Annotated in this window: 14 protein-coding genes; 2 read left to right on the plus strand and 12 right to left on the minus strand. The window is 41.0% G+C overall.

The features are described from left to right. Positions 1 to 69: 69 nt before the first annotated feature. Positions 70 to 1,041, minus strand: coding sequence for a DUF2515 family protein (locus IEV18_RS08955; protein WP_188392052.1), 972 nt, complete (start codon positions 1,039 to 1,041; stop codon positions 70 to 72). Positions 1,042 to 1,106: 65 nt separating this feature from the next. Between IEV18_RS08955 and recU the strand changes: the two genes are divergently transcribed. Next, positions 1,107 to 1,682, plus strand: coding sequence for a Holliday junction resolvase RecU (gene recU, locus IEV18_RS08960; protein WP_188392053.1), 576 nt, complete (start codon positions 1,107 to 1,109; stop codon positions 1,680 to 1,682). 17 nt (positions 1,683 to 1,699) lie between these two features. Beyond that, a complete protein-coding gene (locus IEV18_RS08965; protein ID WP_188392054.1) occupies positions 1,700 to 4,429 on the plus strand; it encodes a PBP1A family penicillin-binding protein in 2,730 nt (909 codons plus the stop codon). 44 nt (positions 4,430 to 4,473) lie between these two features. Here the strand turns inward: IEV18_RS08965 and IEV18_RS08970 are convergent, their stop codons facing one another. The 11 genes from IEV18_RS08970 to IEV18_RS09020 form a co-directional block, all read right to left on the minus strand. Beyond that, positions 4,474 to 5,034 carry an ATP-binding protein gene (locus IEV18_RS08970; protein ID WP_188392055.1) on the minus strand — a complete coding sequence of 187 codons (561 nt, stop codon included), beginning with the start codon at positions 5,032 to 5,034 and terminating at the stop codon, positions 4,474 to 4,476. Between the two features lie 28 nt (positions 5,035 to 5,062). Then, the gene (gene nth, locus IEV18_RS08975; protein WP_188392056.1) at positions 5,063 to 5,713 is read right to left on the minus strand and encodes an endonuclease III; all 651 of its coding nucleotides are present in this window, start codon (positions 5,711 to 5,713) and stop codon (positions 5,063 to 5,065) included. A gap of 4 nt (positions 5,714 to 5,717) precedes the next feature. Further along, entirely contained in the window at positions 5,718 to 6,398 is a 681-nt protein-coding gene (locus tag IEV18_RS08980) for a DnaD domain-containing protein (RefSeq protein WP_188392057.1), read from the minus strand. Positions 6,399 to 6,475: 77 nt separating this feature from the next. After that, positions 6,476 to 7,771, minus strand: coding sequence for an asparagine--tRNA ligase (gene asnS, locus IEV18_RS08985; RefSeq protein ID WP_188392058.1), 1,296 nt, complete (start codon positions 7,769 to 7,771; stop codon positions 6,476 to 6,478). Positions 7,772 to 7,808: 37 nt separating this feature from the next. Beyond that, positions 7,809 to 8,333, minus strand: a complete 525-nt coding sequence (locus IEV18_RS08990) for a cell wall elongation regulator TseB-like domain-containing protein (RefSeq protein WP_188392059.1) — start codon at positions 8,331 to 8,333, stop codon at positions 7,809 to 7,811. Positions 8,334 to 8,591: 258 nt separating this feature from the next. Beyond that, positions 8,592 to 11,375, minus strand: a complete 2,784-nt coding sequence (gene dinG, locus IEV18_RS08995; protein WP_188392060.1) for an ATP-dependent DNA helicase DinG — start codon at positions 11,373 to 11,375, stop codon at positions 8,592 to 8,594. A gap of 69 nt (positions 11,376 to 11,444) precedes the next feature. Then, the gene (locus tag IEV18_RS09000; protein WP_188392061.1) at positions 11,445 to 12,440 is read right to left on the minus strand and encodes a biotin--[acetyl-CoA-carboxylase] ligase; all 996 of its coding nucleotides are present in this window, start codon (positions 12,438 to 12,440) and stop codon (positions 11,445 to 11,447) included. Continuing rightward, entirely contained in the window at positions 12,416 to 13,615 is a 1,200-nt protein-coding gene (locus tag IEV18_RS09005; RefSeq protein WP_188392062.1) for a CCA tRNA nucleotidyltransferase, read from the minus strand. The genes IEV18_RS09000 and IEV18_RS09005 overlap by 25 nt, the downstream gene beginning before the upstream one ends. Positions 13,616 to 13,620: 5 nt before the next feature. Continuing rightward, positions 13,621 to 14,736: an N-acetyl-alpha-D-glucosaminyl L-malate synthase BshA gene (gene bshA, locus IEV18_RS09010; RefSeq protein WP_188392063.1), complete on the minus strand. Its 1,116-nt coding sequence runs from the start codon at positions 14,734 to 14,736 to the stop codon at positions 13,621 to 13,623. Between the two features lie 18 nt (positions 14,737 to 14,754). Next, a complete protein-coding gene (gene dapB, locus IEV18_RS09015; RefSeq protein ID WP_188392064.1) occupies positions 14,755 to 15,555 on the minus strand; it encodes a 4-hydroxy-tetrahydrodipicolinate reductase in 801 nt (266 codons plus the stop codon). Further along, a complete protein-coding gene (locus tag IEV18_RS09020; protein WP_188392065.1) occupies positions 15,545 to 15,865 on the minus strand; it encodes a nucleotide pyrophosphohydrolase in 321 nt (106 codons plus the stop codon). Before IEV18_RS09020 ends, dapB begins: the two co-directional genes overlap by 11 nt. Between the last annotated feature and the right edge of the window lie 381 nt (positions 15,866 to 16,246).

The raw sequence follows: 16,246 nt of genomic DNA on the forward strand, positions 1-16,246 counted from the left end.
AAATTAAATGGACCTGATCGTCCGTCAACATAGCATTGGGACATCAGTCACAATGAAAAAACCCAAGTTCTACCTTGGGTTTTTCTTCATATTGATGATGAATCGTTTGATCCATGCATAACGATAAAGCCATTTTCGTTTTTGGTAGTAGGATTGGCTGATCTGTTTTGTTTCTATTTCTGGATATCGGAACCATTTCTTTCTCACCCTTTTGTTCATATACCAGTCTTTTCGCTCTATCTCCTGATGATGAACCCTCGGAAAACATGCACGGAGCACGCTGCTCTGCGGTAAACGGATGCTTAAGAAGCGCTCATAATCCTTTCTTGAACCGGTATGTTCCACATTTTTGGCAAAGTTCCACACGTCCTCAAAATGTTCTTCAGAAAAAATCAGCGTTGCGATTCGCTTTCCGATTTCGATTCGTTTATCTACTTTCTCAAACTGATGGACGTATATGCCATATAATTCTCCTTTCCTCGTTGGAACGATGACCGCATTGAAATAAAGCGCATCTTGAACCCGGTAAGGAAATTGCCTAAATACGTTCCGCTGGAAACTTTCCTTTTGAATGACCGATTCATCAATCACCTGCTGTTCATTAATGATAAGCGCTGCCATCAGCCGGTATTCATCCTTAGTTTTCCAAAAATGATTCCATTCTTTCACCATAAATTCGGATACCTTGAATTGAGTAAGCAAATGAAAGAGCGGTTTCTGAAATTTTTTCGAAAATTGGTAGACTAATAATTGAGGATAGGCATCAGAAAAAATCAGCCAATTGGCTCTTTCATAAGTTAAAAATAAATGATTCCTCTCCCTCTCTCCTAATAAAGTCCGAAATGGATGAATGGTAAGATCGGTCATATTCCAGCCAGCATTGCGGGAAACGATGCTTGCTAAAAATGCCCATTTTATTTCGGGATAAGTACGGAAAAATCTTTCGTAAGCTTTTGTCCGGGAAATGTTGTCTACATTCTGCGCTTTCGTTTCATTTAATATATAATAGACAAGAAAGGAATTGTTCGCTATAGTTTTCATGGGATACCCTGCCTTAAGTAAGAGTTGTCTTTTATCTAACGTATCCTTAATTAGGGGGACTTGTCATGAATTATCCAAACGGTAAAAAGGCGGCACACTCCCAGATCTCTCAGTCATCTTACAGCAACCGGGGAATGTCGCTGGAAGAAGACATTAATTTGACGAATCAATATTATTTAGATGCGGGAAGAGCTGTCATTCATAAAAAACCGACTCCGGTTCAAATCGTGAAAGTGGATTATCCGAAACGAAGTGCGGCTGTTATTAAAGAAGCGTATTTTAAACAGGCTTCCACTACCGATTATAATGGCCTGTATCGGGGAAAATATATAGATTTTGAAGCAAAAGAAACGAAAAATAAAACGAGTTTTCCGCTGATTAACATCCATGACCATCAAATTACCCATATGGAGCAAGTTGTAAAACATGGCGGAATTTGTTTTCTTATTATGCGCTTCAGCAGCCATAATGAAACGTATTTATTAGAAGCGGAGAAACTTTTCCCCTACTGGTACGACAAATTAAAGGGAGGAAAGCAATCCATTCCCTACGAAACGATTAAAGAAGAAGGATATATCGTTCCTTTTCAATTCCATAAAAGAGTGGACTATTTAGCTATAATTGATAGTTTGTATTTCTAGAGATGGAGGTAACGAGCGTGACTGAAAATCGTCAAAGCAGAACGGCAAGCAGAGCTGCCAGAAGAAAGCAAAAAAAGAAGCAAAAAAAATCAATTTGGAAAAAAATATTAATTGCATTGGCTATCGTTTTTCTCGCAACTGCAATTGGAACGACCGCAGTTTTCGGCTACTGGATAGCCACAGCACCTGAATTGGATGAATCGAAACTGGCCGATCCTTTCTCCTCTTCTTTGCTTGATAAAGACGGAAAGGAGTTTGCTGTTCTCGGTACAGATAATCGGAAAAAAATTGAATATGAAGATTTGCCGCAGGTCTTGATTGATGCGGTGACAGCAACGGAAGATGCCCGCTTTTTCAAGCATCACGGCATTGATTTCCGCAGACTGTTTGGCGCTATTTTAGCCAATATTACCGATGGATTTGGATCGCAAGGTGCAAGTACGATTACCCATCAAGTGGTGGAAAAATCTTTTCTCTCACCAGAGAAAAAGATTAAATTAAAGGTCCAGGAACAATGGCTTGCATTGAAATTGGAACGAAAATATTCCAAAGAAGAAATTTTGGAAATGTACTTAAATAAAATATTTTACGGTGCCAATTCCTACGGGGTTGCCCAAGCGGCAGAAACGTATTTCGGAAAATCGGATCTTCACGATTTAACATTGGCGGAAGCAGCCATCTTAGCAGGATTGCCACAGCGTCCGACCGCATACAATCCGTTTGAAAATCCGGATGCAACAAAAAAACGGATGCATACTGTACTTGATTTAATGGTAAGACATGGCAAAATCACTGAAGAAGAAGCGGAAGAAGCAAAACAAGTGGACATACCTTCCCTTCTAGTGGAAAAACGTCCAGAGTCTAATCCATATGATGCCTTTATTCAGCAAGTGCAACAGGAAATTGAAGAGAAACTGGACGGGGCAAATATATTTACTGATGGTTTAACCATTCATACGACGTTAGATACGAGTATTCAAGATTATGTCGAATTTTTATTGAAAGATAGCGAAGAGAACCCGATTCCTTATCCAGACGATGAAATGCAAGCTGGCATGGTCGTTCTCGATACGAAAACCGGAGCAATTAAAGCTATTGGCGGAAGCCGAAATAATGAAAATATAGGCGGCTTTAACTACGCCATTCATGGCGGAAGCCAGCCTGGGTCAGTGGCAAAGCCGATTATTGCATATGGACCGGCCATTGAATATAATAAAATTTCTACCTATCATCAAATTAATGACGATAAACCTTATGAAATTGCCGGAACAGATAAGGCAATCCGCAACTGGAACCGGCAGTACCAAGGATGGGTCAGCGCCCGATACGCGTTGCAATGGTCATTAAACGTTCCTGCCGTCAAAGTGTTTGATGAAGCCGGCTGGGCAAATGCCCAACAATTTGCAGAAAATCTCGGAATCGAATTCGCAAATGATGAGATTGCCTTAACGGACCCGATTGGCGGTTCACAGACGGAAGTTACCCCGCTGCAGATTGCAGGGGCTTATCGAGCTTTTGGCAACGAAGGAATATATAACGAGCCGTATGCGGTGACGAAAGTTGTCTTCCAGGACGGCCGGGAAGTGGATTTAACTCCGGATGCAGAAGTGGTAATGGCCGATTACACCGCATATATGATTACGGATATGTTAAAAACAGTCGTCAGAGAAGGAACAGGTACAGCTGCAAACATCTCGGGACTTCCAGTTGCCGGGAAAACGGGAACGACAAACTTAGAGCATAAGGAAGGGTCTCCCGATGCTTGGTTTGCTGGATATACAACGAATTTCACGATTGCAGCCTGGGCTGGCGGATACACGGATGAAAACGGGAACCGGGATGTCATCCCTCAAGGCGGGACACAAGTACCGATCCATTTATTCCGGCATACGATGCAGGAAATATCCCAAGGATTGGAAACTCCAGATTTTGAACGTCCAAGTTCCGTCGTTGAAGTGAAAGTGGAAAAAGGATCAAATCCGCCAAGATTGCCGAGTGAGTTTACGCCGGCATCGGAAATTGTTACCGAATTATTTGTAAAAGGGACGGAACCGACAGAGGTTTCCGAAAAATTTGATGAACTCGATCCGGTTACAGGTTTAACGGCGACATATGATGAGGAAACAAATTCGATCCACGTAGAATGGAAGTATGATGAAGAAGCGGACGTTTCCTTTGAAGTCAGTGCCGCACTGGCAGGAAGCGAAATGCAAGTCTTGTCCCTCACGGAGGATACAGCGATGACAATTTCTGAAGTGGAGCCTGGAGAATATCAAATTCAAGTCGTCGTAGTAAGCAATGAAGATGAAGAAATTCGCAGTGAACCGGCAACAGTGAAAGTAACGGTTGCGGAGGAAGAAGAAAATATTCCTCCAGTGCAAAACTTAAATGCGGTGTATGATGAAAATAGAGGCATCATTGATGTAACTTGGAGCTATCAAGGTCCTCCAGCTGCCTTTGAAGTATCTGTAAATGGTCAAGTCCATTCAAACCTTGTTCAAGGTAACGGCATTGAAATTAGCGGTGCTGTACCGGGAACAACATATCAGATTATTGTCACCCCAATCGGCCAGCGGGGAGCAAATGAAGGCGTCCGTGGGGAATCGGCTTCCTTTACCATCGATATTCCTGGCGAAACTTCCCCGCCGCCGGAAGAAGAGGAAGAAATTCCGGAACAACCGGCTGATGGGGAAAATGGCGAAGGTGAAAATGAACAGCCGCAAGATGAAGATAATGTTGAAGAATAGAAATAAAAAAAGTCAAGCAGGTTTTCTCCTGCTTGACTTTTTCTTTATAGCAGCTGAAATCGTTCTCCAATTAATTTAGCAGCAGCTTCTGCGCTTAAATTGGTATTATCGATTCGCAAATAATTCTCTTGCTTTATTTCTCCCGGAAATGAGTTTAGGCGGTGTTTCTTAAACGTCTCCTTCAACTCCACTTCAGACCAGTCAATATTTCTCTTCGTCGGTTTATGTTTCAGCCGATGGGGACTTTTATTCCTCTCCAGTCTCACCGCTAATGCAGCTTCCAATTCTACAAAACAGATGGTGGCTCCATGGGAACGAAAGATCTCACAAATTCGGCCGACATAATCCCAATCCTCCTGTTTGTCAAAAGCCCAAACGTAGGTGAATATTAAGCCCTTCTGATTGCTTTTCGCCATGGCTTTAAATATTTCCTCCCTAAAGTGATCGGATAATTTCCACATTTCCGGTGTAAATCCAAAAAAAGGGACGAGCAAATCAATCGTCATATGATTATGAAACAGTTTCAATCCTGTTAATTTTTCTAACTCTTGACCTACCGTCATTTTCCCGACAGCTTGGGGACCGAAGATTAGCACAAATTTCATGAGCTGCAACTCCTTTTTATCTACGGATTCAAGAAATTTGTTTCATTCGCTTCTTCCCTTCCCGGCATAAATCAAGAAGCGGGCACTCGGGACAATTCGGGTTTCTTGCTTTACAATGGTAACGGCCAAAGAAGATCATTCGATGATGAGTAATCGTCCACTCTTCCTTTGGCACCTTTCGCATTAATGTTTCTTCTACTTCCCGCACCGAATCTTTCCAGCGGCATATACCGAGCCGTTTGGATACCCTTTCCACATGGGTATCCACTGCAATCGCCGGTTCATTAAAGGCAATCGAGGCAACGACGTTCGCTGTTTTTCGCCCTACCCCGGCAAGCTTCATCAGCTCATCCCGCGTTTCCGGAACTTTTCCGTCATAATCTTCAATAATCGCCTGACATAATTTTTGGATGTTTTTCGCCTTATTTCGATATAAGCCGATGGAACGAATATCATTTTGCAGTTCTTCCAGCGGCACAGACACATAATCCTCCGGCTTTTGATATTTTTTGAATAATGTTGCGGTTACTTTATTCACCAGCTTGTCTGTACATTGGGCGGACAGAACGACGGCAATTAATAATTCGAACGGGTTGGAATGGTTCAATTCCCCTTTTGCATCCGGGAACATTTCCGCAAATACGTCCAAGCAACGTCTTATCTGTTTATTATTTAGCATCGTTTCATTCTTCCCCTTCTAACCAATTATAATAAATGGAAGTATCTCTTTTTGTTTGCTTTTTTAGTGCTGGGCCAGAATAGGACTGGTGGAAATTTCTCGCAGCATTTCGTGCCTGCTCCACCGTATGGATTCCCTTTTTCTTCCATTCTCGCAAAATCCTGTCAATGTACTTAAAATTCAATTTCCCCATTAATACGGCTTCTCTCAAGGCTGCCTTAATTAGTGCAGGAATAATTTTGTCTTCGTCCAGCCAAGTATTCACCATTTCAATCTCAAAAGGAGAAAGCGGCCTGCCAAATTCCTGTTCAAACAAAATAAATATTGTTCCTTCAGCGTCCTCTGCCTTTTCTTCTTTTTCGGCAAACAGTTTTTCAAATAACGGATTTAAGGAGTAGGACTCGCTCAGCTGATTTGCTTCATTTTCCTTTTGTTGAATCGATAACATTCCCTTTTGTATCAATTTCCGCAAAATCATCGTACATTCCTTTTCGTCGATCGTCATATGTTGGACGATTTCTTTCGGTGTCGGAAAATCGTTTTGCTGTTTTAAAAAGCGGAGCAAATGCAATATTACCATGACTTCCTTTTCGTCCAGACCGAGGGAGGAATAATCGGTAAGAATTTTCTCTGGGACTGATATTTGGTTGAAAACAATTTGTTGTATTTCATTCCATTTTGCCATTGGCAGCACCTCAATATTAGTATACATGAATGGTAAATAAAGAGTAATCCCTTGCACGACAGCAAGGGATTAAGGTTTTACGGATATAGACGGTTTAGTAATCTAGGGAAAGGAATCGTTTCTCGAACATGTTCTACTCCGCTGATCCAGGCAACGGTTCTCTCCAATCCTAAACCGAAACCTGAATGAGGAACACTTCCGTATTTGCATAGCTCCAAATACCATTGATACGCTTCTCCGGTTAAACCGTGTTCTTCATAACGCTGTTTCATCAGTTCCAGATCATCAATCCGCTGAGAACCGCCAATAATTTCTCCATATCCTTCAGGAGCAATTAAATCCGCACATAAGACGACTTCCGGCCGATTTGGATCTGGCTTCATGTAAAATGCTTTAATTTTTGTCGGATAATGGGTGATAAATACCGGTTTATCAAAGCTTTCGGCAATTGCTGTTTCATGTGGTGCGCCAAAGTCTTCACCCCATTCAATATCGTAAAAGCCTTTCTCTTTTAATAAAGCGATGGCCTCATCATAAGTAATTCGCGGAAATGGTGTTTTTACCTTTTCTAATTTCGAAACGTCCCTGCCTAAAGTTTCCAGTTCCAGTTTGCAATTTTTCAATACGGACTGAACGATAAAGCTGACATACTCTTCTTGCACTTTTAGGCTCTCTTCATGATCAGTAAACGCCATTTCCGGCTCAATCATCCAAAATTCGATTAAATGTCTCCTTGTCTTTGATTTTTCTGCGCGAAAAGTCGGTCCAAAGGAGAACACTTTGCCAAAAGCCATTGCTGCTGCTTCCATATATAATTGGCCGCTTTGGGATAAATATGCTTCTTCATCAAAATATTTTGTATGGAACAATTCCGTCGTTCCTTCTGCAGAGGACGCGGTTAAAATAGGCGGATCAATTTTTACGAAATCATTGTCATTGAAAAATTGGTATGTAGCCCGAATGATTTCATTCCTGATTTTCATCACCGCATGCTGTTTTTTCGAGCGCAGCCAAAGATGCCGGTGATCCATTAAAAATTCAATCCCGTGCTCTTTCGGTGTAATCGGGTAATCTTCTGCTTCATGGATTACTTCGATATCAGATACTTGCATTTCGTAACCGAGTGGTGAACGTTTGTCCTCGACAATTTTCCCTGTAATGTACATGGACGTTTCCTGTGTCATCGTTTTTGCCAATTGAAAAATCTCTTCAGAAACATTGTTTTTTGCAACAACCCCTTGCATAAAGCCTGTACCATCCCGGAGCTGCAAAAAGGCAATTTTACCGCTGGAACGTTTATTCGTTAGCCAGGCACCAATTGTTACCGTATCCCCTACATAATTTGCTGCTTTTGCTATTGTTGTTTTATTCATCTGCTTTAAACCTCCATCCATAATTTAGGAATCATTATTATTTAAAATCCTTCGTAAACCGGTATTGTTCTACGCGGGTGCCATCATCCATCGTTACATAGTCAAGAACATACCGATTATACTCGTCGTAATAGATGATTTCCCAAAGCATTTCCTCATTGATAATAGCTGGATTAATTTCAACAAAAGTACAATTTTCGCAGTTTTCTTTCCAGTCTGCATAAATGGAACCTTTGCTGATTACTTCATCCATATTGACAGAATGAATCTTTTTTTCCTTTCCAGCCAGCGGGTAAAAAATGATTTTTTCTTCTCCAGACTCATCCTCTCCGAGCAATACATGGTATGATTCTTCCCCGGAGAATAAATCAATATCCTTTACTTCTTTTATGGCGGTCTGCTCCAAAATGACGGAAATTGTATGATCCATACTCTGTTCTTTAATTTCCATCGCTTCGTTATAAATATAAACCGCCAGAAAAATGACTCCGGCTAAAAATATGCCGGTAATTATAAGGGTAATGGTTAGCCAGTGAAAACCAAATAATTGTTTTTGTCTCAATGTGATCCCAACCTACAGGATTTATTTTACACTTTTGTTTGTTCTGAGGCATTTACTGCTGTACGATTTATCATAAATTGTTAATTATATAATTGCTCCTGTTACAGATACTAACACTACGTTGATATTTCAAATGAAGCATATTATAAGTATACAATGAATGAAAAGGATTTGCTTTATTTTTATAAATTTCAACAGTAATGAAGCCTGCACCTTTTTATCATCTGAACTGATGCAAACGATGCATCAGTTATTTTTTTAAAACCAGCTTCTTGCCTTGTCCATCAGATTTTTCGTTGTATCGAAATGAATCGGAACATCTGGTATGGAACGGATAAAGTATTTTCCGTACCGGGCAGTCATGATACGTGCGTCACAAATAAACACAATTCCTCGGTCTTGACTGGAACGGATTAACCGGCCAAACCCTTGTTTAAATTTGATGACTGCATTCGGCAAGGCAAATTCCATAAACGGATTTTCACCGGATTCCTTTAAGTATTGAGCCTTTGCTTCATATACCGGGTGATCCGGCGGCTGAAATGGAAGCCTTACGATGACAAGACTGGAAAGATCTTCTCCGGGTATGTCCACCCCTTCCCAGAAAGAACTTGTTCCGAAAAGAATTGCCTGTTCATAGGATTGGAAATTTTTTTTCAGCCTCTCCCTGCTTCCGCTCGTAATTCCTTGGGCGATTAAAATAAAACGCTCTACTTCCAGTGATTCCTTAATGATAGTATACGTATTTTTTAACATCTCGTAGGATGTAAACAGGACGAGCATTCTTCCGTCCGTAATTTGTGCTAAAGAAATAATCGCTTCCGCCGTAGCGTAGATGAAGTCATCCGTATTTCTGGAAGAGATATTCGGAAAATCATTAGGAACTAATACTTGAACTTGTTCAGCATAGGAAAATGGGCTTTCGATTTTTTTCGTCGCAAAGGTCTCGTCGGTAAGCCCTAAACTTTTCACCGCATAGGAAAAGGATTGGTTAATCGTTAATGTAGCACTCGTTAAAACGACACTTTTTTTCTGCTGGAAAAATTGTTTTTGCAATATTTGGGAAATGTCCGTCGGCTCACAGTATAGAAACACAGCATTTTGGGTGCTTTTCGTATCAATTTCAATCCATTTTACAATATTATCATTTTCAGCAAGAAACATTTGCTCTATCGCATCTAAAATTTGCTGCAGCGCATCTATCTTTCCGTCAATTTGGTCCATATCGTACGGTTCCAGCTGGCTGTAATTTTGTTTCATGATGGACAGCAAAAGGATTAAATCACGAAATAAATAGGTTAAATTAGCCGCCATTTCCTGATGCCCGGCACTATACAAATTCGTTTTCCCCTCATTGAGGCGGAACTGCAGTCTCCCAATATCACTGTAGGACGGGCTGTTTTTTTCCCTGCCAAGTGCCAGCTGGTACAATGAATGATAAAATTCATCCAATTCATATTTGGCCGTATTTAATAATTCGTCCCATCGTCGCCAAATTTCTTCTGTTTTATCCAGACCGTATTTAGAAATTAACGAACCGGTCAGCTTATCTTCATCACTGTAGCCGAGCTGATTTAGCAAATACATTACGTTTCGGTAATCCAATTTTAGCCCCTGCTGATGGCTGGCAGTCGTTTCAAAATGATGGGCTTCATCAATAATCACCTTTTCATAGCTAGGTAAAAATTGATAATCATTATACATGTCACTGCATAAAAGGGCATGGTTCGTAATGATAATGTCCGCCTGCTGGGCTAATTTTCTCGCCTTTTGATAAAAGGAACGGTGAAACCATGGAGAATGGGGATCCCGGATACCTTCCGCTTCGGTTGAAATCCGTTTGTAAAATAAATAGCCGCTGGAAGGGAGATGAATTTCATCAATGTCCCCTGTTTCCGTTTCCGTCAGCCAAACTAAAATCATCGCCTTGGATAAAGCCACATCATAATTGTTGTTCTGATTATTTGTCAATTCATCATGGAATTTTTCCAAGCTGATATAGTGGTATTTTCCTTTCAGCAGACTGACATGGATCGGGATGTCGATGATTTTTTCCAGGAGCGGTATTTCCTCTTCCAATAATTGGCTTTGCAGCTGGGTCGTATACGTACTGATTACAACCCGTTTATCTTCCTGAATTGCATCATAAATTGCCGGAAGCAAATAGGCAATGCTTTTTCCGATTCCGGTTTCCGCTTCAACTAATGCATGCTGTTCCGATTGAAAGGAATCATAAATCAACTCGGACATTTCCTGCTGCCCCATCCGTTTTTCATATTTGTCAAATAATTTTTGCAGCCCTTCACTGTATATATAATCGATAAATTCTCCGAACGAATACGGGAATCGGCGGTCCTTTGCCGCTTTCGGAATCTCCATTTTGCGGTAAGCAAGTCCGCGGAAAACTTCAATGTCCTTATTCGTGCTGGAGGAAAATTGTAATTCTTCTTCCCTTTTCTTTAATAGTTCATCCAAATCAGATGTAAACATCTTCTCCAGACTGCGAAGGGAATGAATCGTCTCCCACGGCAACTGATTTAGTTTTTCTTTTAATTTTAAAAATAATTTTGCCGTGACATACGCGTCGGACAAGGCGCGGTGAGGGTCATGATGTTCGATATGGAGATATTCAGCAAGCTGTCCCAATTTAAAACTCGGAGCTTGCGGGAATAAAATTCTTGACATTTCCACCGTGTCAATGATCGGGTTCGTTAATTTCCCCCAGCCATTCCTTTCCAATTCCGCATTTAGAAAGCCTAAATCAAAGGCAACGTTATGGGCAATTACATAACTATTGTCAAAGATGCGGACGATTTTTTCTGCTACTTCGTCAAATAGGGGGGCATTTTCCACATCTTCATCCGTTATACCGGTTAAATTAGAGATAAAAGCCGGAATATTTGTTTCCGGATAAAGAAAGGTAGTTTTCGTATCGACAATTTTATCTTCTTCGATTACAACTAACCCAATTTCAATAATTCGATCTCCTTTTTTTGGAGAGTGCCCTGTTGTTTCTAAATCGATGACAACAAATCTTTCCATTTTGTTCACCAGCTTTCTCGGGCTGACCTTTCGATGTAAGCAATTTCCCTAAAAAATTTTTTATGTAGATTATACTGTAAACCAGTCGATTTCTCCGGAATACAGTTTCGTTTTATTCCCGTCCTTATCTTTTGTCAGCAGGGCGCCGTCTTCGGCAATGCCTAAAAATGGCGCCTCCCAACAATCATGGAAGGTACGGATTTTGATGTTTTCGCCAATTTTGAAGCCGTAGCTTTCCCATTCGGCTTTAATATCAGAAAAACCGTTATGAACGTATTCTTCATACGTTTTTTCAAATTCAACTAATACTTTTTGTATTAAATTTTTGATTGGCCAATTTTCTCCAGTGGCAATGGCCAAAGATGTCGCTTTATTTTTAATCTCCTCTTGTATATCTTCAGCACGATGGTTCACATTCATGCCTATTCCGACAATAATATATTGAATCAGGTCCTGTTCCGCCTGCATTTCTGTCAGGATACCGGCTATTTTTTTTCCGGAAATTAGTAAATCATTTGGCCATTTAATCGCCAAGCTGTCTTTTTGTTCCGGCTGGAGAAAGGACTCAATTGCTTTAGCTAAAGCGACAGCAGTCATTAACGTAATTTGCGGGGCATCCTGGGGCAGGATTTTCGGACGAAGGATAATACTCATCCAAATCCCCTTCCCTTTCGTCGAATGCCACTCTCGTCTCATTCTTCCCCTGCCTTTTGTCTGTTCATCGGCGATGACAATTGTTCCTTCTTCTGCTCCATCTTGTGCCAGTTCATGTGCCACTGTTTGGGTGGAAGTAATCGTTTCTTTATGCAAAATGGATTTCGCCAGCCATTTTGTTTGCAGCCCCCACTGAATCGTATTTTCGCTCAGTTTATCCGGAAAGGAAATAATCCGGTATCCTTTATTCGGTTTTGCTTCAATGATGTATCCGTCTTTTTTCAATTCATTCATATGCTTCCATACTGCATTTCTGGAAATTTGCAATTGATCCGATAAATCTTGGCCGGATACATATTGATGCTGATTTTTCTCAAGAATAGCGATTAATTTATTTCGGGTGGATGACATCTTATCCACTCCTTTATTTGTTCTTTATTATTTTCTAGTTGTCCAAATACAACCATTTTTTCAATATTATTTAATAATTCTTTAATCCATGGTCCTTTTTTCCGCTGCGGGAAAATGTCTAAAATGTCTTTTCCGTCAACGGCAAGGTCCTTCCGTTCTTGAATCGGGAGCTTTTCGTACAATCGGTAAAGTTCTGCTGCTTCAGCCGAACTGCCCTCGATGCTGTTTAGGACATGGATGAACCCTTCGTACAAAGAAGGGGGCAATTGATAGGCAATCCACTCGTCGATGCCGTTTTCTTTAAAATGATGATATGCATCTGCAATCATCATCGCTTCTCGCCGGGTAGTATTCGAGCATTTCCATTCATCGATAAAGGTCCGGATAGCAATATCGGGCTGTAACAGGTGCAAATAGGCAACCGTTTCACTCAATGTAACTAGCGGACGGATTCCCTTTGTGACTTGTTGTAACATACTCGGATACCGGCTAAAGAGAGGAAGATAATCTTGTACGCCGGTTTGGATCAGATAATGTATTCCTTTATAATTTTCCGTTCCAGCAAATGTTTTTTCCAGCTCTTTCGCAATCCGTTCCACGGCAATGTTCGTCATCTTATCTTTTACCCGCTGGATGGCATCTAACGTATTATTTTCAATGGAAAAACCGAGCTGACTGGAAAATCGAATTGCCCTTAATATCCGCAAAGGATCTTCCAGGAAACGGTCATATCCGCAGCCGACCGTACGGATTTGCCGATTTGATAAGTCCTCTTGTCCGCCGAATAAATCGATGATGTTTCCATCGATATCCATTGCCATCGCATTAATGGTAAAATCTCTTCGCTTTAAATCTTCTTCAATATTAGAAATAAAAGTGACCGAATCGGGATGGCGGTAATCTGAATATTTCCCGTCTAAGCGAAAGGTCGTCACTTCATAGGACTCATGCTGATATCGGACAATAACGGTGCCATGATCAATACCGACAGGAATCACTTTCGGAAATATTTCCATTATCACTTCCGGTGTTGCAGAGGTCGTAATATCGATATCGCCAATTGGCCGGTTCAGCAAAAAGTCCCTGACGCAGCCGCCGACGAAATAGGCTTCATAACCGTGGCCGAGTATCGTTTTTATAATTGGTTTTGCCTTTTCAAAGGGGGTTTCATGCATTACGATCACCCATTTTTGTATATTTCGATATATTCGTTCACTATGCGTTCAGAATGAAAGTGTTTTTTTGCTCTTAAATACGCATTTTCGGAAAAGGTGCGCCATCTTTTCTCGTCTGTCAGCAGTTGTATTGCATACTCTGCCGCTTTTTCGACATCCTGGGCCGGCACAATATACCCTGTTTGACCATGGGCAATAACTTCCGGAATTCCCCCCACATTTGTCCCAATGCTCGGTACTTTGCACGCCATCGCTTCTAAAATGACCAAACCAAAACTCTCTTTTTCCGACAGCAATAATAGCAAATCGGAAATCGCAAGTAAGTCGCTAATATTGTTTTGTTTGCCTAAAAACAATACTTCTTCTTGCAATTCAAGTTCATGAACGAGCTGCACCATGGAAGTATATTCCGGTCCATCCCCAACTAACAGTAATTTGCATTTTACCTGTTCTTTTACCTTCTGAAATGTATAGATTATATCCTGTACTCGTTTTACTTTGCGGAAATTGGAAATATGGATCAGTATCTTTTCGTCCGGCTGAATGTTAAAATCTCTTTTTAACCCCGGGGCCGTTTTAGGAAAATACTCCTTTTCATTCACGAAGTTATGGATTACGGCAATGTCTCTGTCAATTTTTAGCATTTGCTTCGTCTGTTCCATTAAGCTGCGGGAAACAGCGGTAACCACATCCGACTTTTCAATGGCATACGTTATCATTTTTTTAAAGTGCTGATCAATCCCAAGAACGGTAATATCCGTGCCGTGCAAAGTCGTAATGATTTTTACTTTATTTTGTGCCATTTCCCTTGCCAAAATAGCGCATATCGCATGGGGAATTGCGTAGTGGACATGCAAAATATCCAGCTGTTCCCGGTCGATGACTTCCGCCATTTTGGAAATTAGCGCAAGATCATAGGGCGGATATTGGAAAACCGGATAGTGGCTTAATTCCACCTGATGGTAATATATTTTTGGATGCAGCTTCTCAAGGCGAAAAGGAATGCTTGATGTAATAAAATGAATTTCATGTCCTCGTTCCGACAGCAGTTTCCCTAATTCCGTGGCAATAATTCCGGATCCGCCTACAGTTGGATAACATGCGATTCCGATTTTTAACATTGTTTATCCAACCATCCTTTAAATTTGAATTATATTTTCCAAACCATATACGTAATGATCTAATTCCATTACTTTAAATACGGATAATTTGACCCCGTGCATGAATGACTTCCGGTCCAATGAGTCATGGCGAATCGTTAACGTTTGCCCTGCACCGCCGAAAATAACTTCCTGGTGGGCGACAAGCCCGGGAAGCCGTACACTGTGGATTCGCAAACCGTCCCAATCTGCTCCCCTAGCCCCAGGGAAAACCTCTTTTTCTTCTGGATGTCCTTGCTGTTTGTACATTCTCGTTTCCCGGATGAGTTCGGCTGTTTTGACTGCCGTTCCCGACGGAGCATCTCTTTTATTGTCATGATGCATTTCTATAATTTCCACGTCCGGCAAATATTTGGCAGCAATCTGGGAAAATTTCATCATTAAAACGGCGCCAATGGCAAAATTTGGAGCGATAATCGTCCCAATCTTTTTCTCATTGGCAAGACTTTTAATTTCTTCCAGCTGTTCCCGGGCGATTCCGGAAGTTCCAACAACGGGTCGGACACCATGCTGTAAGGCTGCCATTGTATTTTTGAAACCTGCCTCAGGAATCGTCAGATCGATCAACACATCCGGTTTTACGGATTCGAAGCATTCATGAATATCTGTAAAAATAGGTACAGCTAGGTCCGGCATGCCTGGAAGATCTTTTAACAGCTTTCCGTTATTTATTCGGTCAACGCATGCAAGGAGGGAAAATTCCTCCTCATTTGCAATCATTTTTATTGCTTCGGCTCCCATTTTCCCTCTTGGGCCGCTTACAACGATGTTAATCATCATTCTCCTCCTTCTCTATTTTCGTCCAGCGATCTTTGTCTCTCGTTTCAAATTTGTTCATCGACTGGTTAAAAGCTTGTGCCAGATCAATATCCAACGAATTGGCAAAACAGGCAAGGACAAAAAGGATATCGCCGATTTCTTCTTCTACCGTCTTCTCTTCTTCTGTCGGCTTTTTCGGTTTTTCTCCATAATAATGGTTTATCTCCCGGGCTAACTCCCCCGTTTCTTCCGTCAGCCTGGCCATTAAACTTAAAGGAGAAAAATATCCTTCTTTAAACTGGGAGATATAGTCATCTACCCGTTTTTGCATTTCCTTCGTAGTTAAACGATTTGTATTGATTGTAATTACCTCCCTCAATTTGCAAAAAAATGAAAAGGTAAATGATTATTGTAATTCAGCAAATAATAAAGGTACCCTTCATCTGCATCAAAACAGATTCACATTTGCAGTTGATTCATCTATGTATTTCGTGAAAAATGTATATCGAGACACATGTCCATCTCTTTAATGTTAGCGAATGATAGCACTTTTGACAAATTATTTCTCTGTCTGAACTTGCTTAAAGATTGGCGTTTACGTATGTGTAAAATAGTTCTCGGTGATATTTCTACAAAATCCTAGCCAAAAAGGAAGAGGCACTCTATCATAAATGTATGCTTACTAGGGCAAATACACTTAGAAAGAGGCCTC

Source organism: Compostibacillus humi, from assembly GCF_014637175.1.
GTDB classification, from domain to species: Bacteria; Bacillota; Bacilli; order Bacillales; family Amphibacillaceae; genus Oceanobacillus; species Oceanobacillus humi.